This is a genomic window from Vibrio sabulosilitoris (genome assembly GCF_055391395.1).
The window spans coordinates 974140-1000549 of the sequence record NZ_AP029600.1; the positions used below are offsets into that span (position 1 = coordinate 974140).

Annotated in this window: 24 protein-coding genes; 9 read left to right on the forward strand and 15 right to left on the reverse strand. The window is 47.9% G+C overall.

Annotated elements, in window-relative coordinates; translation table 11 throughout:
* Positions 1-2: 2 nt before the first annotated feature.
* From ACZ5R2_RS19840 to ACZ5R2_RS19865, 6 genes are all read right to left on the reverse strand, one after another.
* Positions 3-872, reverse strand: coding sequence for a hypothetical protein (locus tag ACZ5R2_RS19840; RefSeq protein ID WP_464902886.1), 870 nt, complete (start codon positions 870-872; stop codon positions 3-5).
* Positions 873-943: 71 nt separating this feature from the next.
* Positions 944-1957 (reverse strand): Bug family tripartite tricarboxylate transporter substrate binding protein, encoded by a 1014-nt coding sequence (locus ACZ5R2_RS19845; RefSeq protein WP_464902885.1) that lies wholly within the window; start codon positions 1955-1957, stop codon positions 944-946.
* 73 nt (positions 1958-2030) lie between these two features.
* A complete protein-coding gene (locus ACZ5R2_RS19850) occupies positions 2031-2999 on the reverse strand; it encodes a sugar phosphate isomerase/epimerase family protein (protein ID WP_438457532.1) in 969 nt (322 codons plus the stop codon).
* A 31-nt stretch (positions 3000-3030) separates the two neighbouring features.
* Entirely contained in the window at positions 3031-3999 is a 969-nt protein-coding gene (locus ACZ5R2_RS19855; RefSeq protein WP_464902884.1) for a transketolase family protein, read from the reverse strand.
* An 18-nt stretch (positions 4000-4017) separates the two neighbouring features.
* Entirely contained in the window at positions 4018-4842 is an 825-nt protein-coding gene (locus tag ACZ5R2_RS19860) for a transketolase (protein ID WP_464902883.1), read from the reverse strand.
* Positions 4843-4891: 49 nt separating this feature from the next.
* A complete protein-coding gene (locus ACZ5R2_RS19865; RefSeq protein WP_464902882.1) occupies positions 4892-5545 on the reverse strand; it encodes a GntR family transcriptional regulator in 654 nt (217 codons plus the stop codon).
* Between the two features lie 417 nt (positions 5546-5962).
* Between ACZ5R2_RS19865 and ACZ5R2_RS19870 the strand changes: the two genes are divergently transcribed.
* Genes ACZ5R2_RS19870 through ACZ5R2_RS19890 form a run of 5 tightly spaced genes read left to right on the forward strand, consistent with a single transcriptional unit; the run spans position 5963 to position 9719 of the window.
* A complete protein-coding gene (locus ACZ5R2_RS19870; protein WP_464902881.1) occupies positions 5963-6418 on the forward strand; it encodes an RpiB/LacA/LacB family sugar-phosphate isomerase in 456 nt (151 codons plus the stop codon).
* 17 nt (positions 6419-6435) lie between these two features.
* Positions 6436-7437: a dihydroxyacetone kinase subunit DhaK gene (locus ACZ5R2_RS19875; RefSeq protein WP_464902880.1), complete on the forward strand. Its 1002-nt coding sequence runs from the start codon at positions 6436-6438 to the stop codon at positions 7435-7437.
* Between the two features lie 2 nt (positions 7438-7439).
* Positions 7440-8075, forward strand: coding sequence for a dihydroxyacetone kinase subunit DhaL (dhaL, locus tag ACZ5R2_RS19880; protein WP_464902879.1), 636 nt, complete (start codon positions 7440-7442; stop codon positions 8073-8075).
* A complete protein-coding gene (locus ACZ5R2_RS19885; protein ID WP_464902878.1) occupies positions 8072-8884 on the forward strand; it encodes a triose-phosphate isomerase in 813 nt (270 codons plus the stop codon). The genes dhaL and ACZ5R2_RS19885 overlap by 4 nt, the downstream gene beginning before the upstream one ends.
* Positions 8874-9719: a sugar phosphate isomerase/epimerase family protein gene (locus ACZ5R2_RS19890; protein WP_464902877.1), complete on the forward strand. Its 846-nt coding sequence runs from the start codon at positions 8874-8876 to the stop codon at positions 9717-9719. The genes ACZ5R2_RS19885 and ACZ5R2_RS19890 overlap by 11 nt, the downstream gene beginning before the upstream one ends.
* Before the next feature lie 85 nt (positions 9720-9804).
* Here ACZ5R2_RS19890 and ACZ5R2_RS19895 read toward each other — a convergent pair whose 3' ends face one another.
* On the reverse strand, positions 9805-11421 hold the full coding sequence (locus ACZ5R2_RS19895; RefSeq protein ID WP_464902876.1) for an NAD(P)/FAD-dependent oxidoreductase: 1617 nt from the start codon (positions 11419-11421) through the stop codon (positions 9805-9807).
* 245 nt (positions 11422-11666) lie between these two features.
* Between ACZ5R2_RS19895 and fdxA the strand changes: the two genes are divergently transcribed.
* Complete coding sequence (gene fdxA / locus ACZ5R2_RS19900) at positions 11667-11990, forward strand: ferredoxin FdxA (protein ID WP_464902875.1); 324 nt, start codon at positions 11667-11669, stop codon at positions 11988-11990.
* A gap of 342 nt (positions 11991-12332) precedes the next feature.
* Here fdxA and ACZ5R2_RS19905 read toward each other — a convergent pair whose 3' ends face one another.
* From ACZ5R2_RS19905 to ACZ5R2_RS19940, 8 genes are all read right to left on the reverse strand, one after another.
* Positions 12333-13370 (reverse strand): SGNH/GDSL hydrolase family protein, encoded by a 1038-nt coding sequence (locus tag ACZ5R2_RS19905; RefSeq protein WP_464902874.1) that lies wholly within the window; start codon positions 13368-13370, stop codon positions 12333-12335.
* A gap of 725 nt (positions 13371-14095) precedes the next feature.
* Positions 14096-14833 carry a TrmH family RNA methyltransferase gene (locus ACZ5R2_RS19910; RefSeq protein ID WP_464902873.1) on the reverse strand — a complete coding sequence of 246 codons (738 nt, stop codon included), beginning with the start codon at positions 14831-14833 and terminating at the stop codon, positions 14096-14098.
* 123 nt (positions 14834-14956) lie between these two features.
* Positions 14957-16084: a peptide-methionine (R)-S-oxide reductase MsrB gene (msrB, locus tag ACZ5R2_RS19915; RefSeq protein ID WP_464902872.1), complete on the reverse strand. Its 1128-nt coding sequence runs from the start codon at positions 16082-16084 to the stop codon at positions 14957-14959.
* A 291-nt stretch (positions 16085-16375) separates the two neighbouring features.
* Positions 16376-18121: a formate--tetrahydrofolate ligase gene (locus tag ACZ5R2_RS19920; protein WP_464902871.1), complete on the reverse strand. Its 1746-nt coding sequence runs from the start codon at positions 18119-18121 to the stop codon at positions 16376-16378.
* A gap of 156 nt (positions 18122-18277) precedes the next feature.
* Positions 18278-19426, reverse strand: a complete 1149-nt coding sequence (locus tag ACZ5R2_RS19925) for an iron-containing alcohol dehydrogenase (protein WP_464902870.1) — start codon at positions 19424-19426, stop codon at positions 18278-18280.
* Between the two features lie 264 nt (positions 19427-19690).
* On the reverse strand, positions 19691-20905 hold the full coding sequence (gene glgC, locus ACZ5R2_RS19930; protein WP_464902869.1) for a glucose-1-phosphate adenylyltransferase: 1215 nt from the start codon (positions 20903-20905) through the stop codon (positions 19691-19693).
* 344 nt (positions 20906-21249) lie between these two features.
* Complete coding sequence (gene pfkB / locus ACZ5R2_RS19935) at positions 21250-22182, reverse strand: 1-phosphofructokinase (protein ID WP_464902868.1); 933 nt, start codon at positions 22180-22182, stop codon at positions 21250-21252.
* 157 nt (positions 22183-22339) lie between these two features.
* Entirely contained in the window at positions 22340-22861 is a 522-nt protein-coding gene (locus ACZ5R2_RS19940; RefSeq protein ID WP_464902867.1) for a hypothetical protein, read from the reverse strand.
* A 195-nt stretch (positions 22862-23056) separates the two neighbouring features.
* Here ACZ5R2_RS19940 and ACZ5R2_RS19945 point away from each other — a divergent pair, with 195 nt between their 5' ends.
* From ACZ5R2_RS19945 to modC, 3 genes are read left to right on the forward strand one after another with little or no spacing between them, the layout of a single operon-like run.
* Complete coding sequence (locus ACZ5R2_RS19945; RefSeq protein WP_464902866.1) at positions 23057-24529, forward strand: cobyric acid synthase; 1473 nt, start codon at positions 23057-23059, stop codon at positions 24527-24529.
* A 24-nt stretch (positions 24530-24553) separates the two neighbouring features.
* Positions 24554-25243, forward strand: a complete 690-nt coding sequence (gene modB / locus ACZ5R2_RS19950; RefSeq protein ID WP_464903661.1) for a molybdate ABC transporter permease subunit — start codon at positions 24554-24556, stop codon at positions 25241-25243.
* The gene (gene modC, locus ACZ5R2_RS19955) at positions 25240-26355 is read left to right on the forward strand and encodes a molybdenum ABC transporter ATP-binding protein ModC (RefSeq protein ID WP_464902865.1); all 1116 of its coding nucleotides are present in this window, start codon (positions 25240-25242) and stop codon (positions 26353-26355) included. Before modB ends, modC begins: the two co-directional genes overlap by 4 nt.
* Positions 26356-26410 lie beyond the last annotated feature (55 nt).

Consider the following 26410-nt stretch of genomic DNA (forward strand, 5'->3'; position numbering starts at 1 on the left):
TGTTAGAATGCGTCTTCGAGCAGCTGAAGATCTTCATCTGATAGCTGCATGGCTTCTGTTTGTTTTGGTGGTGCTAAATAGGTGTAGTAAGTTTGATTAAATACCTGCTCAACAATCAGACCCTCGTTGGGTAGTGGCACCAATAGGAAGTATCTGAAGATAGGACACAGCACAGCCGGGAAAACCAGGCCGATGATCAGCAAGCGGCGAACCTTAGCGCTAACCTCTTTGCCCAGCGCCTTGCCTTGCAGATAGAGATAGCTCGACATGACAACACCGCTCACCACCAACACCATGTCGCTGGTGTAGGGGTAGAATGAGTTCATTGCATTGGCAGCGCCTGTAGTAAATAACAGAATCGATAGCACAACGGTTACCGAGTAAATCTTGATCAGTTGTTTGGTAACCTTTTCAATATCGAGGTAGTACAGGCCGATATAGAAGATCAGAAATATCGCCGAGGCGAGGAAGAAGTCGTACCAAGTAATAAGCACGTAGATGTAGGTAATAATACCGCCACCTGAAATAAGAAACCCAGTTGGGTTAATGTTTTTATAGTGTTGCATCAGTAGCGCTTTGCCGTGCGCTGCTTTGCTTTTTAAAAATACCGATAGGCCCGCTGCAAACAGTGAGCAGCCAATGAACAGTGGCAGCAATCCGGGTGATTCATACCACTCGGTGGTTACCCCGCCAACGGTGCCTGAAAATGGCATGGTTAATGAGTTTGCGATGATCATCACTGAAAACACCATGACTACCAGGGAAAAAGCAAAATCCCAGCCATGCATCTGTTGTTCTTCGAGTGTTGGCTCTTGATATTCTTGGTCTTGTGACGCTTTTTCTTGCGAAGACATTTGGTTTTGCGTAGACATAGGTGCCCCCAACAGCAAGTCAATCAATCAAAAGGGAAGACCAGCCTCCTAAAGAGACTGGTCTACAGGCATTACTCAGGTTTTGGAATGCCAAGTGACGCAGGGTCAATCTTCGCCGCTTCCAGATCCCACAGTGTCCAGCTAAACAGCGACTCTAGGCGCGCCATACGCTCGTTAGCTTTCTTGCCGAACTCGCCGACGATTTCATAATGGTTTTCGCTCGCATAAGTCAGTACCTCATCGCTTTGCATCGCGCTAGCAAAGGCTTTGGCCACAGTACGCTTGATCTCAACCGGGGTCTCTTTTTTCATCGCAAAACCAATTGCTTGCGAGATAGGCAAGTGCTCTTGAAGCTGAGGGTAGGTCTGCAAACCAGAAGGGATAGTGATATCACCCACGGTAAATGGATTCTCCGTCAGAGTTGCAAGCGCTTTGAAATCACCCGATTGAATTAGCTGATTTTGCTCAGCTACTGAGGTAATAACCACATCGACCTCACCGCTTAACGCCGCGTTTTGGCTACGAGAAGAGCCAGGGAAAGGAATAAAGTTCATCTCACCACCGATGCCTTTTTCAAACGCAAGGTAGTTAATATGGTGCAGTGAGCCAGCAGAGCCTGCGCCAACGCGCACTTTACCTGGGTTGGCTTTAATGTGTGCGACGAGCTCTTCAATAGTGTTGATCGGCGAGTTTTTCGACACCGAGATAACATCTGGCGAGCTTGCGACGATAAAGTAGTCAAACACGTCCATACGGTTGTCCCAGCCACCCATTACTGCTGCGGCCACGTTTGACTCGGAAAGCCCAACAAAGGTGTAGCCATCGGGTGATGAGTTATAGCCTTCAAGCAAACCGACTGAGCCAGACACGCCGCCGGGTTTGTTGATGACGTTGATATTGGTACCAAGGTATTTGGCCATCGACGCGGTCGCAACGCGGTTAATTACGTCAGTACCGCCGCCGGCAGACCAAGTGACCACGTCAGTGATGTTTCGCGTAGGGTAGCGATCCGTCGCCTGAGCAAATGAAGTTGTTGCAGCGATAGCTGCAACCAAAACCGCTTTCAGTAGAGTTCTCGTTTTCATTTTGTTTCACCTCTTGTGATGCGGCGTCGGATCTTAAGCCCAACTTGTGCCGCGGACAGGTTGATATTCCGGTCTAGATCTTGATGAAATAGCTCTCAAGATCGGCCCAAATATCCATGTATTCTTGTTTTCTTAAACTCTCGCCAAAGCTATCCATGCCGATGGCATCAATTCGGTCAGAGATACGATTCGTCATGCGAATATTCGCCTCGAACATTTTTACAATATCCCATCGCGTTGGTGAGGTATCTGATGTAAGCCAACCTTGGTAGTTAAACTTCTTCAGATAATAAATAAATTCAATGTATTGCATCAGGCTGCGGCTGCCACAGAAATAATCCCAGTCCCATTTGCCATCGTTATCATTGATATGGATGTAGTACTGCATATCGAGCGAGTTAAGCAAGGCAAGCTCTTCTGCTGGGTTATTATCGCCATATAAAGAGTGACCATAATCGAGCGTGACGCCGATATTGGGGTTGCCGATATCTTTGATTAGGCAGATGGTTTTTGCTGCATCATCCAGATAGCAGCGGCCACGCACTTCATTCGGTTTGTATTCAATAAACAGTGGGATATGTGGCTTATAGTCACCCGCCTCGCCAAACGTTTCGCACAGGCGTTGCCACGTTTCAACATAATCCGCTTGGAAAGAAAACTCATAGCCGTCACTGAGCGGACAGCACTGAACCTTATCGGCACCCACTTCCTCGGCGTAGTCTTTAGCCTGCTTAATAAAACTGACGGCGCGATCACGTACGGCTTTATCTGGCGAGGTAAGCCCACCGGACAAAAACTCTTTCTCGACTTTTACATTGACGTTAATACACGCGACTTTGACATCATATTTAGCCAAGAGTAACTTCAGCTCGGCCAAATTGTCATAATTTACCTCGTAGGGGTAAACCAACTCTGCCCCAGTCATCCCATCAATCGTACGCAGCGTTTGCAGGCGCTGCTCTAATGTTTTTGGTTCGTTATATTCAGAGAAGCGGTCACGCGTCTGGCTGAGAAATGGGGTAATCACTGCATGTTTAAACATAAGTCTCCCTAGGCAATTGCCTTGCCTCTAATTAGTAAGCTTCCGATTGATTGGATATCAGCATGGCGCTTGCGATGTCGATGATGTGTTTTGACGACAAGCCATATTTTTCTAGCAATAGCGGGTAAGCGCCAGATTCGGCGAAGGTATCATCCAAACCTAGATGGTCAAATTGCGCCTGGATCTGCTCCTTGGCCATGCGCGTGGCGATGTCATAGGCCATGCCATTGCGTTTTTGATGACCCTCGGCAATGATCACGCGACCGGTTTTCTTAATTGAGCTGCGAATCGTCGCCCAATCTAGCGGCTTGACACTGTAGGCATCAATCAACTCGACACTGACACCTGCCTCACGCAGCTCATTCGCCGCTTCAATAGCCTGGAAGAGGATATCACCATAGGAGATTAACGTGAGGTCGCTGCCTGTCATCAGAGTATGACTTCCGCCGCACTCAAACTGGGCGCTCTCGTCATACAGCTCATGGTAGGCATCGCGCATTAAGCGGCAATAAACTGGTCCCGGCGTTTGCATGGTGACATCAAACAAAGCACGGCTTGACGCACTGTCGCAGGGCGCGAAAACATGCATATTCGGCAGCGTTGACATCAGCGCCATATCTTCCGAGGCTTGGTGGGTTACTCCATCAATGGCGGCAGTGGTGCCACCGTGTGAGGACATCAATTTGACGTTGAGGTTAGGGTAGCAAATAAAGCTGCGCACACTCTCTAAGGCACGCATGGTCAAAAACACTCCATAGCCTGCGACGACGACTGGACGTCCATTCGCGGCCATGCCCGCGGCGGACGCCATCATGCCAAATTCGGCAATCCCCATCTGAAAGTAGCGCTCAGGGTACTGCTGATTAAACAAATAGGAGTTGGTTGAATAGCCAATGTCGGCCTCAAAAACAGCAAATTCTGAGTTAATTTCCCCGTACTCAACCATGCGCTCGGCAAAGGCTAATCGAGTCGGTTTTGTGGATTTAGTAACTGTAATCATAGTGATAGCCCTTACCTGTTAAACGACTAGTTCTGCACGAGCATCGGTATACTCTCGCTCGCTCGGTGCCTTGCCATGCCAGTTGCGTACATCTTCCATAAAGCTCACCCCTTTGCCCTTGACCGTATTGGCCACGATGCAAGTTGGTTTGCCTTTGGTCTGGCGAGCGGTATCGAGTGCGGTGAGAATTTGCTCAATGTCGTGACCATCGATGGTTAGCACGTGCCAACCAAAAGAGCGGAACTTATCTTCAATGCTAAGTAGCGGCATGATCTGATCACTGGTGCCATCCATTTGTAGGTTATTTTTGTCAACAAAGAACACCAAGTTATCCAGCTTATATTTGGCCGCAGCCATCGCTGTTTCCCACACCACGCCTTCATTTAGCTCACCATCACCAAGCAGCGAATACACTCGGCGACCGTCTTGTACAAGTTGGCCCTCGAGCGCCATACCGGTAGCCGCCGCGCAGCCGTGTCCAAGTGAGCCGGTGGTGATATCAATCCCTGGGGTACTCTTCATATCAGGGTGACCTTGGAGAATACTGTTGATCTGTCTGAGCGTGGTGAGGTGCTCGCGATCGAAATAACCAAGCCGTGACAGACAGGCGTACCAGACCGGACAAGCGTGACCTTTAGACAAAACAAAGCGGTCGCGATGACTTTGTTTTGGGTTATTGGGATCGAGGTTCTGCATTTCTGAAAAGTACAGAGTGGTGACGATTTCGGCTGCAGAAAAAGAGCCACCAATGTGTCCTGATTGTGCTTGATAAACCATATCGAGAATATCAATTCGAACATCATTGGCCAGCTGATAAAGCGCCTGAACACTTATATTAGACATAAGTGAACCTCCTTGAATAGGATACAAATTAAAAAAATAGTGACTAAATTTATTTCTCTAGGAAATGGTAATTCTCTAAGAATTCAATAAATTGCTTAGAAACCTGCTCCCAGTGAGTTAAATGCATTTCTCTTGCTTCATTGATATTGCCAGTTTGCAAATTATCAATAAGCTTGTTGTGCTCAATAATCGAATCCCAGGGTAGGGGTCTTAACTTAATAACAATGTCTTTGCAGCGTTTATTTTGCTCATTGTATTTTCTAGCCGTCTCAATCAGTCGAGAGTTTTCGGTATATTGAAAAATTTGATCGTGGAAGGCAAAATCATGAATTGCCCACTGCTGAATATCATTATCGTCAAGCGCTTGCTCCATCTTACTTGTATAATCACGCAGGACATCTATCTGGCTCTCAGTCAGCCCTTTTGCAATGCAAATATCCAGCGCCATCACCTCTAAGTGGGCAATCAGCTCATAAAGCTCCTCGACATCGCGTCTTGACAACGCGCAAATTTTTAGTCCATGTCTCGGGTGAAGTTTTATCAAACCATCTTGTTGTAGTCTTAGCAGAGCTTCTCTTACAGGAGTTCTGCTAAAGCCACATATCTCGACCGCTTCATCAACAAGTAGCTGCTGATTGATTCGAAATTTATTCTCTAAAATCATTCGTTTAAGCTTGTTGTATGCTTGTTCTGATAGCTTCATAACGGCGTTTTCAACCTCTATACCAATCGCAAAGTGTGAGCAAAATCAATTTATTTTCTAATAGATTCCCTAAAAAATTTATTAAAACATTCATTAATTGCTGTCGAGTATAAAATAACCTGGTTGTTTCAAACGCGATCTTAGTCACGCAAAGAGACAAAAATTAATATATTTTTGTCCGATTGATAATGTACAGAAAAAAGATATTAAGTTGTGATGTGAAATAGGTATATTTAGGAAGTAATCATTACGGCATGAAAAATAAATATTAACGAATAAGAAAAGAATGATAATAATTATACAAAATTAAAAATAAATTAATAAATTCTTTGTGACGAAATTCAAATATACCCTAATAAAAATAGAGTAGCTTTATTTGTGTTGCCTGGTGGTTTGTCTGACCCTTTAGGAGGATGTATGTCAATTGCAATTGGCTGTGATGATGCAGCAGTAAAATTAAAAGATGAGCTTTGTAAACACTTAGATAAATTAGGATATCACTATATAGACTATAGCCAAGCACCAGCTGGTGGCTCTAATTTATATGCCGATGTTGCTGAAAGAGTAGCCAAAAAAGTCGCTGATAATACTCACCAGCGCGGTGTGTTGGTGTGTGGGACAGGAATCGGTGTATCGATTGTTGCTAATAAAGTACCCGGGATCCGCGCAGCGCTTTGCCATGACGTATTTTCCGCCGTGCGGGCGAGAAAAAGCAATGGCGCACAAATCATTACTATGGGCGAGCGAGTGATCGGTGTGGAATTAGCTAAAACGATACTGCAAGCCTGGCTCGAAGCTGAAGAGATCGATGAGGCGTCTAAGCCAAAAGTGCAACGGATCAGTGAGATAGAGGCCGAAATTCTGGCGCAATAAGCGGCAAGGAGAGCAAGATGAGAAAGCCAAAAAAACTAATTAATGACAAAAATGCCGTAGCCCGTGAACAGTTTGAGGGCTTTATCGCAGCCATGCAGCATGACTTAGAACCTATTGGTGACTATACCTGTGCGATCCGTAAAGCCCCACTTGATGGCAAGGTGGCGATATTCACTGGTGGCGGTGCCGGACATGAACCAATGTATGGCGGCTATGTGGGAGAGGGGCTGGCTGATGCGGTGGCGGTTGGTGATGTGTTTGCCGCTCCAACACCGGATGCCATCTTTGCCACTGCGTTAGCACTCAATCCAGAAAACGGCGTGGTGTTTATCTATGGCAACTATGCTGGCGATAACATGAACTTTGATATCGCCGCTGAGCTGCTCGAGGAAGAAGGGATCCAATCTCACACGGTTCGAGTCAACGATGACGTAATCTCAGCGCCGAAAGAATTGGAGCAAGAGCGCCGTGGTATTGCTGGAGCACTGTTTGTGTTAAAGGTGGCTGGCGCGGCAGCTAAGCGTGGTGATAGCTTTGAGCAAGTCGTGGCCGCCAGTGAAATGGCGCTCGCTCATACCAGCTCTATTGGTGTGGCTCTTGGTCCCTGCGCGATTCCAAGAAACGACGACTTTAATTTCCACATCGCCGACGATCAAATCGAAGTCGGTATGGGGCTTCACGGTGAGCCCGGAGTCGGTAAGTCTGCCTTGACCAGTACAGACGAAGTGACTGAGCAGGTAATGAGTAAGTTGGTTGAAGAGGCGGCTCTCACTCAGGGCGACCAAGTTGCTCTGTTGGTGAACAACCTAGGTGCTTCAACTCAAATGGAGCTGTTGATCACCAATCGGGCGGTACACCGCTATTTGTCTGAGCGACAAATTTCTATCGTCGATAATCTTATTGGCGGATATTGCACCTCACTTGAGATGTCTGGGTGGTCGATTTCATTGCTCAAACTCAATGATGATCTCCAAGCCTTGTACCAAGCACCTTGTCAATCGTTCGCACTAAGGAAGTGATTATGAACAGCACACAAACCAAACAAATGTTGCAATATATGGCGCACAACATGGTGAAAAGTGAGCCTGAATTAACGCGTGTCGACCAAGCGATTGGCGATGGCGACCATGGGCTCGGGATTGAGCGCGGCTTTAGCAATGTTGAACAGTTAATTGAGCAAGGATTTGAGGCCAAGTCAGTCGGCGATGTGCTAACCAAAGTTGGTACAAAGTTGCTTACGACTATGGGCGGCGCTTCAGGTGCGATTTTTGGCACCTTGTTTCGCAATGGCGGCAAAGCGGTCTCCAATGCGCCCGAGTTGACTACGGCCGTCGTCGCTGACTTTTTAGCCGCGGGGCTAGAGGGGATACGTCAACGTGGCGGCGCCGATGAGGGGGCAAAAACTATGATTGACGCACTGGCACCAGCAGCAAGAAAGGCACATGAAATAGCACATTTGCCACTAGAGCAATCGATGCCTTTGATCACTGCGGCAGCCAAACAGGGTGTAGAGGCCACCAAGTCGATGATTGCCACTACGGGCAAGGCGAAAACCCTTGGCGAGCGCTCGCTGGGTTACCCAGACCCTGGCGCCATCTCGATGTCGTTGATCCTCGAATTCATGACAACCTATATCGTTGAAGGAGTGCCAGCATGAAAAAGGTCTGGTTGGGCTCGAGTTGGAAGATGAATAAAACCGAGGCTGAGGTGGTTGAGTATTGCCGATCTATCGCCCCACAGCTTAGCAATATCAGGCATGAGCTTCAGACCTTTCTTATCCCACCTTTCCCTTATGTGAAACAAGTGGGAACACTACTGGCGCAAACGCCTTGCTTAACCGGGGTGCAGAATATTGGTTGGGCGGAGCAAGGGGCATTGACCGGCGAGGTGTCGGCTAACATGGCTAAAGATATCGGTGCCACACTGGTTGAGATTGGTCACTCTGAGCGCAGGCAGTGGTTTGGTGAGTGCAACGAAACCGTGAACAAAAAAGTGATATTGTCACTTAAGGCTGGACTCGTGCCCTTAATTTGTGTCGGTGATAGCGCTGAGGAGAAGCGCTGGGGCGTGTCTGCGGAATCAATCGTGCGGCAAGTCAAGATTGCGCTTTATGACGTTGAGCCAGCTGATATAACCAAGGTGATGATTGCTTACGAGCCCGTTTGGGCGATTGGTGAGGGAGGCTCTCCGGCAAGTGCGCAAGAAGCGGAGGCGGGGATGAGTGCCATCCGCACTGCCTTAACGTCTTGCTACGGCGCCGAGATAGCTCAGCGTATCCCATTGCTCTATGGCGGGAGTGTCAACCTTGATAACGCGCAAGTCTTAATTACTCAGCCAAATATCGATGGCTTGTTTGTCGGCCGAACAGCGTGGCAAGCTGAAGGGTTTGCTCGCTTAATCGAGCTGGTATCTGAGGTGATGATATCCGAGGAGCAAGTGACGGGGGGAGGGGCCTATGCAACTTAACTTTTCCATCAGTACCGTCGCCTATTCGGGTTATCGAATCGAGCAGGCGATTGATTCCATTGCTAGCTTAGGAGTACTGAACATCGAACTGGCCTTGATCCAAGGCGCGGTCTACGACCTGACTGAGTCCGATATTACACCTGAGCTTGCGCGGTGGATAAAGTCGTACCTAGATGACAAGCAGATGCGCTGCAGCTCATTGGCGGCGCACTGTGATCTGACTTTGGAGAACTGTGAGCAAAGGCTGATCACGCGCCTTGAGATGTGCAAAATCTTAGCCTGCAAGCGCTTGGTGCTATACGCGCCTCGAGGAGCCGAGCTTGGTGAGTTCGTGATCGCAGCGTCTAAGGCCATTGCCTTGGCTAAACAACTTGGGATCAAGATTTTGATCGAGAATGTCGGTGACACTCAGGCCTACTTACTCAATCAAGCGGATGATTTTGAGCCATTTTGTCGACAGGCCGATAATACAGTGTTTGGCATCAACTTCGACCCCGGTAACTTTCTCTCACACCGCCCACAGCTGGATGTATTGGAGCACAGCTTGTCGAGCCTTGCGTTTGCAGAGCACTTGCATCTTAAAGATCTCTATTTGGAGCAAGATGTGTGGCGCTGCTGTGAATTAGGGGGAGGCGCAGGCAAATACCAAGCCTTACTCGAAAGTGCGGCAGCCAACGAACAAGTGCCGTTTTTCAGTATCGAGTCACCTTATGCGCTTGAAAGGCTGGTTGATGGCTCAACCAGGTTTAAGCCTAGAGAGCAGCTATTGCCGATCGCTGAAATAGAGCAGCGGCTGTCCAAATCGATTGAGTTTATTAATCAGTGTTTGGCTTGAGGCTGTGTGAGGGGAAATATTGATGGGTAAAGACATCAAGGGCGCTAATCAATAGCGCCCTTTTAGTTGTTTCGACTATAACGACTTAAGCTTCTTGCGCTTGCTCAACCATCGCAATGGCTAGTGCTTCGGCAGCCTTGATGCCATCGATACCCGCAGAAAGGATACCGCCGGCGTAACCTGCGCCTTCACCTGCTGGGTAGAATCCCTTAAGGTTGACACTCTGGAAGTCTTTACCACGCTTGATAGATATTGGCGATGAGGTACGCGTTTCAACACCGGTCAACAAGCCATCATCGGAAGCAAAGCCTTTGATTTTCTTGTCAAATGCTGGGATCGCTTCACGGATAGCCTCGATAGCAAAATCAGGCAGTGCTTTTGAAAGGTCAGTCAGCTTGATACCAGGGGTAAATGACGGCTCAACCTCACCTATCGCACTTGGATCGCGACCCTTAAGGAAGTCACCAATCTTTTGTGCTGGCGCATCGTAGTTTTCACCGCCAAGCACGTAAGCGCCTTTTTCCAGCTCGCGCTGCAGGCGAATACCCGCAAGCACGTCACCAGGGTAGTCGGTCTCAGGTGAGATACCCACTACGATAGCGCTATTGGCGTTACGCTCTGCACGTGAGTATTGGCTCATGCCATTGGTTACAACCTGACCTTCTTCAGAAGTTGCTGCCACCACAGTACCACCTGGGCACATACAGAAGCTGTATACCGTGCGACCATTCTTACAGTGGTGAACGAGTTTGTAGTCTGCTGCGCCAAGAATAGGGTTACCGGCATTTTTACCAAAACGCGCTTCATCAATCACGGATTGTTTATGTTCAACACGGAAACCAACCGAGAATGGCTTAGCTTCCATGTAAACGCCACGCTTGTGCAGCATCTCAAACGTATCACGCGCACTGTGGCCAACGGCTAGGATCACGTGACGTGATTTCAGCTCTTCGCCGTTCGATAGGGTAAGACCTGTGATCTGACCATCTTGCATGTGAATATCATCCACGCGAGTGCTAAAGCGGATCTCGCCACCGAGCTCGATGATTTTTGCGCGCATCTTCTCAATCATGGTCACCAGCTTAAAGGTGCCGATGTGCGGCTTACTCACGTAGCGGATCTCTTCAGGTGCACCAGAGGCAACAAACTCTTCGATCACCTTACGGCCGTAGTGTTTAGGGTCTTTAACTTGGCTATACAGTTTGCCGTCAGAGAATGTACCCGCACCACCTTCACCAAACTGAACGTTCGATTCTGGGTTCAGCGCACGCTTGCGCCAGAAGCCAAAGGTGTCTTTGGTACGCTCACGAACTTCTTTACCGCGCTCGAGGACGATTGGCTTAAAGCCCATTTGCGCCAGAACAAGCGCTGAGAATAGTCCGCATGGACCAAAACCAATCACCACTGGGCGCTCAGTGAGATTTTCCGGCGCCTTAGCAACATATTTGTATTCCATGTCTGGCGTTTCACGCACGTGTGGATCGCTGGCAAACTGCTCTAGCATTTCTGCTTGGTTAGCGACCTCAACATCTAGGGTGTAGATCAGCAGGATTTTGCTTTTTTTACGAGCGTCATAGCCACGTTTAAACATATTGAAAGAGAGTACTTCCTGGGCCGTGATGCCCAATTTTTTGGTAATAGCGTCCAGGATGGCGCCTTCCTCATGATCAAGAGGAAGTTTAATTTCGGTTAAACGTATCATGTCGATTTCTCGTATTTTCAATTGGTGTCTTAGCGTATTGCCGTCACAATGATGGATGATCACGTTCGATGGGCAGCAATAGGCTCACAATGGCGCGCATTTTACGTCAAGTTCATTTGTCTGTCATACTTAATTGGACATCGTCGGGCGGATTGAGGAGTTTATCGCCGCTATTGTATTGAATTTTAGGTGGGGATCAGTATTATCGCCCCTCCACAAACCCAGCTAACCAAGAGTTGAACACCATGGCATTTGTTGTAACCGATAACTGTATCCAATGTAAATACACCGACTGTGTGGCCGTCTGCCCAGCCGATGCGTTTCATGAAGGTCCAAACTTTATGGTCATCAATCCAATCGAGTGTATCGACTGTGGCTTGTGTGTCCCAGAGTGTGATGCTCAGGCCATCTTTCAAGAAGAAGAGCTTGCTGACGATCAGCAGGTGTTTGTCGAGCTGAATGCTGAACTCTCAGAGCAGTGGCCAGTTCTGACGGAGGTTAAGCCTGCAATGGAAGAGGCTGAAACCTGGAATGGTGTGCCGAACAAATTGAGCATGCTAAAAAAATAGCCTGCAACACTAGTCGAGCTGCATCTCAAGGGAGCCCTTTATATACCTTATCGCTGCCTGAACTAACCGCTGCGGTAAAGTAATGTTGAGTTCGAACTCGGGCAAGCAAGTTCAGTGAGCGCAAGTGTGTTTCTATCAAATAATGCTCGAAAAGCTAATATCAAACTATGAGTCGCTGTAGATAGAGCTCAGGGCTGGATTGGTTAAGACAACTATACAGAGTAGAAAGATTGCACAGCATGTTATCTGGTTTTCGAGCTGTCGCGAAACCATTTATTCACATTACAAGCTGTACAATCTAGATGGACTTGATGGTTTAAATCCAAATTATTAGCAGGCTTCTCAGTGCTTGACGCTTATAAGCTGTTTGAGTGCCCTTTCTGCTACGATAAGGTTTGCTTTTGTTGTAGGATGAAGTTCATCAAAATACAGATATCCTTGATCTACGAGGCATTCTGAAGTCGGTTCTGCAACTGGAAACGTACTTAGTATGTAATTACAGGCATGAGTTGTATTTGTGAATCCAAAGTGCTCAGGTTGCTTATTAACTGAATCTACTAACTTCATTAGATCAATATAAATTAAATTTGAACCTGGGTATCTTTTCTGTAATTTTTTAATCTCATATTTGAGGTTAAATTGGTAGAATTTTGATAAATCACTCACTAATTTTGGTAGGGACATAGCACTTAATTTTTCTAGTGAATTGCTCGAGCTCTCTATTAATTGGTTGGTGATGAGAGCACTTTCTGGAGTAAGAGCCATGTTTGGCGTGCCAAGGATCATGATATCTTTAGCACCACTTTTTAGCAGTAAATTCAGATTTTCCGCAGTAGATGTGACAGAGTCATAAACGTAAGAATAGGCAGATAGTCTATTTTTTATTGCATTCTCAATGTTGCTATCACTCAAAACAATATCCCTAGCAGCACGAACATCGTTTCCTCCGATCGAAAGAAAAAACAGTGCATTATCATGAGCTATACCCTGTTGAGCGGCTAAATAGGCATTAACTTGAGTTGGAAGGTTAATATCAGGGGTTAATAAAGACCCGTCATCATCAAGAGATTTTGCAGCCGCGACAGCGAAGTTGCTACCTATTATATTGCCTGTAAGGTGAAGAGAGGGCTGTAGTGCTTGTTCAATATCATCAACGCCAAGGAGTTCACTTGCAATATACTCCACGACTAACGGACCGTTTGAAAATCTTGGCCCGTATGTTTGCCCCTCAGCCGCACCTCCAGGGTAATTCATGAAATCTAAGTTCCCTACATCGGAAAGGCTATCCCCAAACACAATTACGTCCGTGTAAGATGGACTGGCATAAATATTCATGCTAAAAAAAATAAGAGCTAACGTAACAAAACGCTTCATATCCATATGGTATTATCCTTTACTTCATTAATTTAGTTGTCAAAGATTAATGCTAGAACCAAATGTTTTGTGCTCTACATACCTCTAACTTATTTAATAATTAGCAAAGCTCTCTCTCTTTAAATGCAATATCGATACGAGAAGTCAGCGTAGCTACCATGAGAACACTCACTGGGTACTGCTACTTAAAGAGAGAGAGTTGCACTGTTGTAAACATTTGGTTGTAACTATGGATTGGTATGTTATTTGATTTGATGTGTTATGTCGAACGTTTTATATAGTACTCAAGACGGTTATTTTTGTAGGTGTTTATTGGATAACATGGATTTAATTCGTTAGTTCCCCACAGAGGACCGAGGGTCTCAGATAAATCTTGAAACGGCTTAGCCAAACCCGCGGTTGAGAGTGACCTAAAGATTCGGCCCAAGTGTTCTCAAAGAGCAGTTTAAGCAAAGCAAGTAAACACGCCGGAAGGGAGAGATCAAAAAGGCTCGCCTCAGCGTCAAATAACGTTGAAAGAGATGAACACTTTTGCTAACACTTTCTATGATATGAGCCTGTATATTAACTCAGAAGTCCACACCTTGAGCTCACTTAGGTCTAAGTCATTTGTTATTCATAACAAGGACTAAAAGTCTTTGTAAAATAATATCTTATACTGAAATCGTTAGAGCTTATTTGTGAGCTGCGTTTTGATGTTAGGCTAAAAAATCGGATATTTTTAACAAAAACTAGTTACTGTTCTGACGACGTAGGTTATCTAGGATAATCCCAGTAGCCATGGCGACATTGAGTGACTCGGCACCGCCAAAGGCAGGAATGGTGATCTTATCGGTGACAAACTGCTCAGCTTGTGGGCGTACCCCATGAGATTCACTGCCCATTAATAAAATGCCTTCAGCGGCGAACTCCGTGCTGTGCACACTATTACCCTCAAGGAACGCACCATAAATCGGCAGGTTTGCCTGCGCGAGATAATCAGGCAGATCCAGTTGAGTCACCTGTACGCGGCCAAAGCTGCCCATGGTGGCACGGATGGTTTTGGGGTTATAGGGGTCGGCGCAATCGCGGCTGGCGACGATATGTTTGATCCCATACCAATCAGCAACACGGATAATAGTGCCAAGATTCCCAGGGTCTGAAACGCCATCTAGGGCGATCATCAATCCTTGTGATTGTGGCGCTGTGTTCGCAGGGATCTCTGCGATGGCAACAGCGGCATTATTGCTGACTAAGCTGCTGGCTTTGGTCAGATCATCGAGTGAGCTTTCAATACACACATAGCCGCCAAGCTCAGCACGGTATTGCTCGAGAAACTCACGAGTAGCGAAAATCTGTTTAACAATCAAAGATGAATCAAGTAATTCAAGGACGTTCTTCTCTCCCTCAACCAAGAAGAGGCCATGCGCCTTACGCTGTTTCTTTTGCCCAAGTGCGCGAAGAAGTTTAAGTTGGTTTTTTGAAATCATAAAAGGTTTGTCTGTCCAAGAAAAAGCTGGCGCATTATATACCTAATAGCGCCAGCGATGCGAGTTAAAGCAAAGGATAGATGAACGGAGCACATAAAGCGCTCCTTTTTAGTGGAGTGTCGGTTAACTATCGAACAAGAATAGGTAGTTACCGTAACCTTGTGCCTCCATATCCTCTTTGGCGACAAACTTCATCGCTGCTGAGTTCATGCAGTAGCGTAGGCCAGTAGGGGCAGGCCCATCTTTAAACACATGTCCTAGATGTGAATCACCGTAGCGACTGCGCACTTCAGTGCGGGGGTAGATGAGTTTAAAATCGGTCTTGGTCGTGATGTAGTGCTCATCAATCGGCTTGGTAAAACTTGGCCACCCTGTACCTGACTTGTACTTGTCTGTTGAGGAGAACAATGGCTCACCAGAGACGATATCGACATATATGCCTTCTTGCTTATTGTCCCAGTACTCATTATTAAACGGACGTTCGGTGCCTTCCTCTTGAGTGACGTAGTATTGCAGCTCAGTTAGTTGCTGCTTAATGATTGATTCGCTTGGACGGGCGTAACGAATACGCTCAACGCCATTAGCCTCATCAATCATCTGGCGCAGGGTCACCGGGTTCTCTTTACGGCCTTTACCAAACACCTCGTCGAGATACTGATCGCGTCCAGAGGCATTGCGGTAGTACTTGTAGCGCCACTTGTTCTCTTTGTAATAGTCTTGGTGATAGTCTTCGGCCACATAAAATGTCTCATAGGCGATCAGCTCAGTTTTGAGTGGCTTCGGAAACACGCCCAAGGCATCGATCTGCTGCATAAAAGTCTGAGCAATCTGCTTTTGCTCATCGTCATGATAAAAGACAGCGGGGCGGTAGTGGCGACCGCGGTCGACGAATGATCCTTGGTCATCGGTTGGGTCGATATGGCGGAAGAACTGATCCAATACCTGCTCATAAGTCACTTGCATCGGGTCATAGGTCACTTGAATCACTTCAATATGACCGGTTTTACCTGATGAGACCTGTTTATAGGTTGGATTCTCAAGCTCGCCACCGGCATAACCAGAGACCACATCCAGCACGCCAGGAAGTTGTTCCAGATCCGACTCAGTACACCAAAAGCAGCCGCCGGCCAATGTGGCAACTTCAGTTTTACCCGAGGGGGCTTTACTCATTTTGTTGTCGGCACTAGCAGGCATCAACAGGCTTGCCACCGCCGCAAGACATAAGGCTATAAACAGTACAATTCGCTTCATGGTGTCACTCCTTTACCCTAGCTTCACGTAATTTAAACATCTATACGCAATAAGAACGGGAGCAAAGCGATTAAATTTCAACTACGGGAAAGATTCGAGAGGCGAGAGGCGAGAGGCGAGAGGCGAGAGGCGAGAAAATTTTCCAACCTTTGTCACTGCTGTCAAGTGTTACACCACCTCGAGCGCAGCGTTCTCGCAGGGCAAAGCCCGATCTCGATTCACGCCTCTCCCGAAGGGATAAAAAAACTCGGAGACAAGCTCCGAGTTTTTTGTTACTAACAGTTGGTGATATTAACTTAAACCAACAATATTGCCGTCTTCATCGATATCCAGGTTCATAAAGGCTGGCTTATCTGGAAGGCCTGGCATGGTCATTACGTTGCCGCTTAGGGCGTAGATAAAGCCTGCGCCGGCGCACAACTTCAGCTCACGGATTGGTACGTCAAAGCCTTTTGGTGCGCCCTTGATCGAGCCATCGGTGGTGATTGACAGTGGCGTTTTGGCAAAACATACCGCAAGCTTATCAAAACCGTGCTTTTTCAGTGCAGTAAGCTGTTGCTGAGCCTTGTAGCTCATGACTATGCTGCCGCCGTAACCGACTTCTGCAATGGTAGAAAGCTTTGACTCTAGCGAGTCTTCCACTGAATAGAGTGGTTTGAATTGACTTGGCTTGTCACATTGTGCAACCACTTTGTTGGCAAGCTCTACCGCACCTTCGCCGCCTTTACCGAATGCTTCACTGATGGCGACTTCAACATCAAATGGCAGCGCTTCGATCATTGCTTTCAGCGTCGCAAGTTCTTGCTCAGAGTCTTGTGGGAAGCGGTTAATCGCAACCACTGCTGGCACGCCATATTTATTGACGTTGTTGATGTGCCATTTCAGGTTCTCAAAGCCTGCCTCAAGCGCCTTTTGGTCGGCGTCAAAGATAGATTCAGGGATCGCTTGACCTGGTTTGAGGTTGTAAAGACCAGAGTTGGCTTTTAGTCCACGTAGAGTAGCCACAATCACCGCGCAGTCAGGAGCTTGTTGAGAGGCTTGTGCCTTAATGTTGCAGGCTTTTTCAAAGCCCATGTCCGAGCCAAAACCGCCTTCAGTTACTGTGTAATCAGCAAGGTGCGTTGCTACGCGGTCAGCAATAATTGACGAGTTACCGTGGGCAATGTTAGCAAATGGGCCTGCGTGAATTAGGGTAGGCACGCCCTCAAGGGTCTGCATTAGCGTTGGCTCAATGGCGTCTTTCATGCTAACGGTCATCGCACCGGCAACATCTAGGTCCTCTGCCGTTACCGGGTCACCATCAACATTGTAAGCAACGACAATACAACCGATACGTTTACGCAGGTCTTGTAGGTCATCGGCCAACGCTAGGATCGCCATTAGCTCAGAGGCCGCAGAAATATCGAACCCGTCTTCACGCTCGAAACCGTTGATGGTTTTATTGATTTCGTTCTTACCGACAGTGATCATGCGTAGGGCACGGTCATTATGGTCAATCACGCGCTTCCAAACGACATTTTTCGGATCGATTTTAAGCGCCTTAAGACCGGTACGTTCTTCGAATGCTTCGTAGCCTTGACGCTGTTCGTGATAAATACGTGCGTCGATGGCAGCTGACGCTAGGTTGTGCGCTGCCGTCACCGAGTGAATATCACCAGTTAGGTGGAGATTGAGCTCTTCCATCGGCGCAACTTGTGAGAAACCGCCGCCCGCAGCGCCACCTTTGACACCAAAAACGGGACCCATCGACGGTTGGCGAATACAGGCTGCTGCATTGTGGCCAATCTTTTTTAAACCTTGAGAAAGACCAATGGTGGTCACGGTTTTGCCTTCACCGAGTGGCGTTGGTGTAATGGCAGTGACAAAGATAAGTTTGCCGGACTTGTTGGTTTGTGTGCGTTTGAGGCTGGAAAGCGACACTTTCGCTTTGTGCTTACCCAAGGCTTGGAACTCATCCTCAAGGAGGCCAAATTGTTTGGCAACGTGATTAATTGACAACAGCTCTGTCTGACGACAAATCTCAATATCTGGCAGCATAATATCTCTTTAACTAGCGATTTTGACCAAGGAAAACGTTTGCGTGAGCATAATACGAGTATTTTTCGTGATGTAAAGCCAATTCGTGTTGGAGATTTGTAAACGAAAAAACGCACCCCGAGGAGTGCGTTGATGTTTTGTTGAGTATTTCATCGATTAGGCGATGGCTTGCTCAAGGATCTGGCGACTTTGCTCTAAAGTTATACTCTGATTCTCACCGAGTGTGTGCATGCCATGGGCATCCAATTGCTCGACGACTTTGTCGACTGCTGTCTGCTTTGACTCACCGTGCCCATCAAAAACAGTCGCGACATTGAGGTGATGATAGAATAGCTCGATCGAATCAATCGTGCGCTCGGCTAGGTCATCGCTTGGCTCCAAGCCAAACACATTCGTGCCCATTTGCTCTAATTTAGCGCGTTTAACATCGAGCTGGTTGCGCAGCAGCGAAGGCTGAACGATAGCCAGCGAACGGGCATGATCGACACCCCATAGTGCAGTCAGCTCATGGCCAATCATATGAGTTGCCCAGTCTTGTGGTACGCCACTGCCAATCAAGCCATTGAGCGCTTGGTTAGCCGTCCACATCAAATTACCACGCCATTCGTCGCTATCACGCACATCGTAACTCTCGCCAAGGCGTTTTAGATTACGTAGTAGGGTCTCGGCATAGCCCTCTTGGACCCAAGCGTCAGTGGTGGTGGTCAGGTATTGTTCACACACATGCACCCAGGCATCAACCACGCCGTTGATCAGCTGTCTTTCTGGCAGAGTTTTCATTGTGTCTGGGTCCAGCACAGCAAACTTAGGCTGAACAAATGGGCTAAGAAACGCCAGTTTGTCCTGGGTTTCGGCCTTAGTGATCACCGCACCCATGTTTGATTCCGAGCCGGTTGCAGGCAAGGTTAATACCGCGCCAAGTGGTAGTGCTTGGTCGACAACATGCTGACCAGTTAGGATATCCCAGCCATCACCAGCATAGAGAGACGCCGCAGCGACATATTTTGAACCATCGATAACTGAACCACCGCCAACCGCGAGGATAAAGTCGATCTGCTTCTCTTTGACCAGTGCCACTGCCTTGTCCAGAGTCTCTTTAGTCGGGTTAGGCTCTACACCTGAAAACTCACTCCACTGATGCTGGGCAAGTGCTTGAGTGAGCTGGTCGTAGACGCCATTGCGCTTGATAGAGCCGCCACCGTAGACGACGAGGACTTTGTTGTCTGCAGGGATCGCTTGCGCGATTGCCGCAATTTGGCCTTGTCCAAAGTGGATTTGGGTTGGGTTTGCATAACTGAATTTCATTGGTCTTTTTCCTTATCTGTCGGCGTGATATCAGTGCAGGAGAAGCACCAAACCCTGACTCGCCGTTTGCCAGTGACAAATTCAATATGTGAATGAAATCGGCAAAGATCAATCCCTAGCACAGACATTTTCTATAAAAAAAGGGACGCCAGAGTAAACCGTACGAAAAGTGGTGCGCATTACTCAAGGGTAGTGAGACAATAAAAGGGCACCCTAAGATGCCCCCGGATTTATGATTAGCGTAGTGATAAGGCTTTTAGTTTTCTAGAACTGATAGTCTTCTGGTACTACAACAATCCCGCGTTCTGAGACCTTAAAGCGTTTGCGATCTTCGGTTAGATCAAAACCAATCGTCGTATGTGGCGGAATTTTGACCCGCTTATCGATAATGCAGTTTTTTAGCTGACAGCCCTCACCAACCTCCACGTGGTCAAATAATATACTGCCAGTAATGGTGGCTCCGTCTTCGATACGGACGCTTGAAGAGATCACTGAGTGGTGCACAGACCCGCCGGAGTTCACCACTCCAGACGCGATAATTGAGTTGATAAAGATCCCCTCATTACCCGTGGCCGATGATACAGTGCGAGCAGGAGGAAGCTGTCGCTCATAAGTTCTTACCGCCCAGTCTGATTGATAGACATTCATCGGTGGCACTGGCTCAAGCAAATCCATGTTAGCTTGGTAGAGGGAATCAATGGTGCCTACATCGCGCCAATAGCAGTCTTTTGCAACACGTCCCTTGTCGTTGCAAAAGTTGTAGGCATAAACCGTATCATTGCCAATTAGCTTGGGAATAATATCGTTGCCAAAGTCATGACTAGACTCTTCATTAGCCGCGTCTTCGTTGAGGGTGTTAAGCAGGGTATCGATGCTAAATATGTAGATACCCATTGAGGCTAGACTCATCTCGGGATCGTCAGGCATACTCGCCGGACTCGACGGTTTCTCATCAAACTGAGTGATTTTACCCGTATCATCGGTCGTCATGACGCCAAATGACTGCGCTTCCGCTTTTGGTACGGGAATACAGGCAATGGTGAGTTCGGCCTGGTTGGCGATATGTTCTTCGAGCATGGCAGCGTAGTCCATGCGGTAGATATGGTCACCAGAGAGTACCACGACATATTTTGACTCGCTGCGCTCGAGCAGCCACAGGTTGTGGTAGATCGCATCTGCTGTTCCTTCATACCAGCGACCGCCTTTACGCATTTGTGGGGGAACCACAGTGATGAACTCGCCCAACTCTGGGTTGAAGATAGACCAACCATCGCGCAGATGTTTGTGTAGAGAGTGTGATTTGTATTGGGTTAAGACTAAGATTTTTCTCACACCTGAATGCAAGCAGTTGGTGAGGGTGAAGTCGATAATCCGGTATTTACCACCGAAGGGCACCGAAGGTTTAGCTCGATCATCGGTCAAAGGGCTCAGGCGAGAGCCCATGCCTCCTGCCAATACGATGGCTATCGTGTCTTCCATAGTTCAATCCTTTGTTACTAGGGGGAGCGTGTTTCGCTTGCACACTATAGGTGCAAACTTGCTGTCTCAACGCATAAATATTGGTTAATTAATTAGGTTACAAGAATCAAGCCATAATGTTACGTTTAGTCACATTATGGGTCACAAGCAAATTTTTGCCCCAAGTTTAAGCAATTGAAGACTGATCCTGAGAAGCACGGTATAAAAACAAGTGTCGTGACAAGCAAACTTGGCATTGTTTTGGTGCAACCACTACGTCGGTGTTCAGTTTGGTGCAGCGGGGTACGGCATTGTGAGGCGCTGCATCGATAGCTGAAAACAGGACCCCACAACATCAGGGTTAGTTAACCCTGCATGATAACTTGCTTTTTTAAACCGATAACCTGGTTAATATCACTCACCCCAACGCCTATTTGATTGACTGCGAGTGCGGATATTGCTGTTGCAAAGCCCAATTGCTTGCGTGCCTCAAACGATTGCATCGCAGCCCAGCAAAATCCGGCTACAAAGCTATCGCCAGCACCAACAGTACTGACCAGTTCCATACTCGGTGGGGAAGCGATGCGCCACTGGCCGTGGGATAGCCACATGGCGCCTGTGGCACCCATAGAAACCACGACGTGCTTGATACCATAGCTGGCTAGCTGTTGCGCCGCGCTCTGCAGTTCATTACGACTGGTTAATGGGCGCTGCATAAGCTCAGCGAGTTCATCTTGATTGGGTTTGATCATCCATGGCTTGGCTTTTATCCCATGCTCAAGGGCGGCATGACTAGAATCGAGCGCAACTTTTTTGCCTTGATCGGTTAAATACGAGATCCAGTCTGCCAACTGTTTGGGCGCTACACCGGGAGGTAGGCTGCCTGAGAAGATAAAATAGTCATGATCGGGGCATAGCGCAGTAAGTTTGCTGGTGAGGGCTTTAATTGCTGATGAGTCTATTTCTATCCCTGGAAAATTAATATCACTGACCCGGCCATGGGTTTCGACCAGCTTGACATTAATTCGTGTTGAGCCAGGGACGCGAACGAACTGGTCGTGAGCACGCATCGCCGCAAAGGTTTCGACAAAAGCGGCTTGATTATCAGCACCCAAAAATCCAGTCACGGTCACGTCAGCTCCGAGATCACTCAGCACCTTGGCGACGTTAACCCCCTTGCCGGCAGCATGGAGATGACCTTGGTTTACCAGGCTCACCTTACCTAAGGTAATGTTTTCCAGTGAGCCGGTCAGATCGAGTGCAGGGTTTAAGGTGACGGTGACGACTTTACGGGTCATAACAACTCTCCAAGCTTGATTGCAGGTTAGCCTCTATATCTATAGCCACAAACTGCCAACTGAGCCAACTTCGCTATGTCGCTACAAGCGATAGAATTCGACAATGCTCATCGGTTCTGGAGCGAACCGATAGCAACCAATGAGATGATAAGGGGGGTTAGAAGTGAAAGCGAACCCCAAGGGTTGGCTGAACACCGTAAGTGCCGTTACTGCGGATCTCTGCGGCAAGTACCAAGGTTTCGGTTGAATGAAATTTGATTCCGCCGTGGAAAATTGCTTTTTCTTTTAGAACACCAATACGACCCGTTGCTTCAAGCTGATTACTCATCCAAACACGAAACCCAACATTAAGCTCAGGCTTGAAATCTGTCGAGCTTCTATCAATTTCGCGAATATTGTGGATCAACATTTGACCATAAATATCGGCAAACTGGTTAAGTGGACCGTTAAAGCCTAGGCCAGCAGCAAAGTCCCAGTCGTTTTCTAGCCTGGAGTCAATGCGACCGACCATGTGCAGATTCTCTATGATCTGTTTACTGCCCTCAACCCCCATCGTTAGCGGGCTTAGACCACTGCGCATCTCGATATAGTCATAACTAAAGTTATTCGCTGACGCGGCTGTGGTCACAGCAAGTAAACTGGCAGCCATCAATACGGCTTTTGGCTTAAAACGTAACATAGTGAAAAATCACTCCTATAAACAATGTGTTGCCGGACTCTGGTCGATCATCGGCTCGTCTAATTAGATGCAAATTATACGCCACTACATAATAATAGAAACCCACCAAGTGTTAGAAGTGGGTTATAATCTTCATAAAATCAGCGTGTTGATAACTATTTCATCACTTTTTACCGCCGTACGGGAAGCCACACAATGCCAACAGGTTCATTCAATCACCAATTAACCCCGCTCATGATTCAGGGAACGACCTCAGATGCGGGGAAAAGTGTCCTAGTGGCAGGGATTTGCCGCGTGCTCCAGCGCCATGGTGTCCGTGTTGCCCCTTTTAAGCCGCAAAATATGGCTCTCAACAGTGCCGTGACACCGGATGGCGGCGAGATTGGTCGTGCACAAGCCGTTCAGGCTCGTGCCGCGAAGGTCGCGCCGAACGTACATATGAACCCAATATTGCTCAAGCCATGCAGCGACACAGGAGCCCAAGTGATCGTTCAGGGCAAAGCGGTCGGAAACATGCAGGCTATCGGCTTTAGTGACTATAAATCGTTTGCTTTGCCTAAGGTGCTGGAATCTTTTCAGCAGTTAACCGAGGGATATCAATGTGTGGTGGTCGAGGGGGCAGGGAGTCCAGCGGAAATCAATCTGCGTGCCAATGATATCGCCAATATGGGCTTTGCCGAAGAAGTCGATGTACCAGTGATCATCGTTGCCGATATCGATCGTGGTGGTGTATTTGCTCATCTTTACGGCACATTAGCCTTACTCTCACCCTCTGAGCAAGCCAGGGTCAAGGGGTTCGTTATTAACCGTTTTCGCGGTGACCTTGCGTTATTGCAACCCGGATTAGATTGGCTCGAGCAAAAAACGGGCAAACCTGTGCTTGGCGTGCTGCCGTACTTACATGGATTCAATCTGGAAGCCGAGGACGCGCTGGTAGAGCAACCGAATAGCGACGTATCACGCCGGATTAAGGTTGTGGTGCCTGTTTTACCTCGTATCAGCAACCATACCGATTTTGATCCACTCCGACTGCATCCAGAGATTGACTTTCACTATATTGCCAAAGGGGGAAGTCTCGAAGGCGCCGACCTCATAATTCTGCCGGGCAGTAAATCGGTGCGTTCTGACTTAGCCTTCTTGCAGCAGCAAGGATGGGATGAGCAGATCCGCCGCCACCTACGTTATGGTGGTAAAGTCATCGGTATCTGTGGTGGCTATCAAATGCTCGGTCAGTCTATTTCTGATCCGTTGGGAATTGAGGGTGAGCAGGGAATTAGTCAGGCGTTAAGTCTGCTTGATGTTCATACCGAACTGCAAGCCGAGAAGACTCTGACCAATGTCAGTGGTCAACTGGTTCTAAATAGTCAATCGTTTGACGTTTCGGGCTATGAGATCCATGTCGGTGTCACTACTGGCGTCGAGCAAGCGCCGATTCAGCTTTCCTGCGGTCGCCTAGATGGTGCGTTAAGCGCTGATAATCAGGTTCTTGGCACGTACCTGCATGGTATCTTTGATCAACCACAGCTCGCCGAAGCTCTGATCAGTTGGGCAACAGGCGTTCAATTGACGCCGCTAAACCATGACCAAATCCAGGAAAATGCGATTAATCAGATTGCCGATGCTATCGAACAACATATAGACTTATCCCCAATATGGACGGATTTATAATCGATTGAAAAGGAAGCATGTTTGTTGAATGAGTATGAACAGCAAGCGTTAGTGTTGAGCATTAAAGTCGCACTTTACGCCCTAGTCTGGTTGATCCCCCTTGGTATTTCTCTAGCGTGGTTACTCAGTCGCAAGCAGTTTTTTGCCAAGTCGCTGGTTGACAGTTTGGTTCATCTACCTTTGGTGCTGCCTCCGGTTGTGGTTGGTTATCTGCTGTTGATCTCAATGGGTAGGCAAGGCTTTATCGGTCGCTGGCTTGATCAGCACTTTGGCCTAGTGTTCAGTTTTGATTGGAAAGGGGCGGTGCTGGCTTGTATTGTGGTGGCGCTCCCTTTGATGGTGCGCTCGATTCGACTGAGCCTTGATGCTATTGATACCAAAGTGGAGATGGCGGCGGCCACGCTTGGTGCATCCCCCGTTAGGGTATTTGTAACTATCACATTGCCACTGATGTTGCCGGGTATTATTACCGGCTCGATGCTCGCGTTTGCGCGAAGCCTTGGCGAGTTTGGTGCGACGATCAGCTTTGTCTCGAATATACCGGGCGAGACTCAGACCCTGCCTCTCGCAATGTACAGCTTTATCGAAACACCGGGGGCCGAAGTTGAAGCCGCACGCTTGTGCGCGATTTCTGTTGCCATAGCCTTGCTTTCCTTACTGTTCTCTGAGTGGTTACAACGAAGTACCACTAAGCGGTTGGGGGCGAAGTCATGAGCCGTTTTATCGTCAAGGCAAGTAAGCGACTTGGTCAATTAGAGATCAAAATAGACCTTGAGATAGCGCCAAAAGGGATCACGGCCATATTTGGCCGCTCCGGTGCAGGTAAAACCTCCCTGATCAATATGCTTGCGGGAGTATTAACCCCAGATAGTGGTTACATCGCCATTGATGGCCAGGTTCTTTTTGATAGCGGTGCGCAGCACAATCTGCCCACTTATCAGCGCCAAGTCGGCTATGTCTTTCAGGACTCACGCTTATTCCCCCATTACACCGTCAAAGGCAATTTATGTTATGGCATGAAGTTGCGATCGGTCGAAGCTGTTAGTGAAGTGTGTCAGTTGCTTGATATCGGGCATTTGCTTACTCGCTATCCCAATCAACTTTCTGGTGGCGAACAGCAGCGCGTTGCCATCGGTCGTGCTTTATTGGCCAAGCCACGTTTGTTGTTGATGGATGAGCCACTTGCTTCGCTCGATCTGCCGCGCAAGCGAGAGGTTATGCCATACCTCGAGCAGCTGGCTGAGCAAATTAATATCCCTATTCTGTATGTCACCCATAGTCTTGCTGAAATAGCCCGCCTAGCGCAGAACATCATCATGCTCGATGAGGGCAAGGTACTCGAATGTGGAGAGTTAACTCAAGTGTGGCAATCTCACGCGATGCGGCCGTGGCAATCTTTTACAGAGCAAAGTTCGCTGTTTGAAGCCAAGATCGTACAGCACAGTCAGCAATATGGACTGAGTAAGGTGGCATTAGCCGATGGAGTGGAGCTATGGACTCAATATTGCGCAGTGGCGCTCGGCTCAACTGTGCGTGTACAAATACGTGCTGGAGATGTGTCAATCATGCTGACTAGGCCAACTGGCACCTCAATTCGTAATGTCTTGCCGACCAAAATTGTGGCGATCGAGCAGCGTCAGCAGGCACCAGATAGACAGAGTGTGGTTGTTGAGCTAGCCATTGGTCCGAACCGAACCTTAAGTGCCAGTATTACTCAGTGGGCGCTTGATGAGCTGAAACTGGCGCCGGAGATGGTGGTGTTTGCACAAATAAAAGGGGTGAGTATCAGTCAAAGAGATATCTCCTTAACCTACTCACCCCATTGAACTAGGCGACTACCTACCGCTGGTCGTCAGGACGCTGGCCGCCAAGACTGACTTT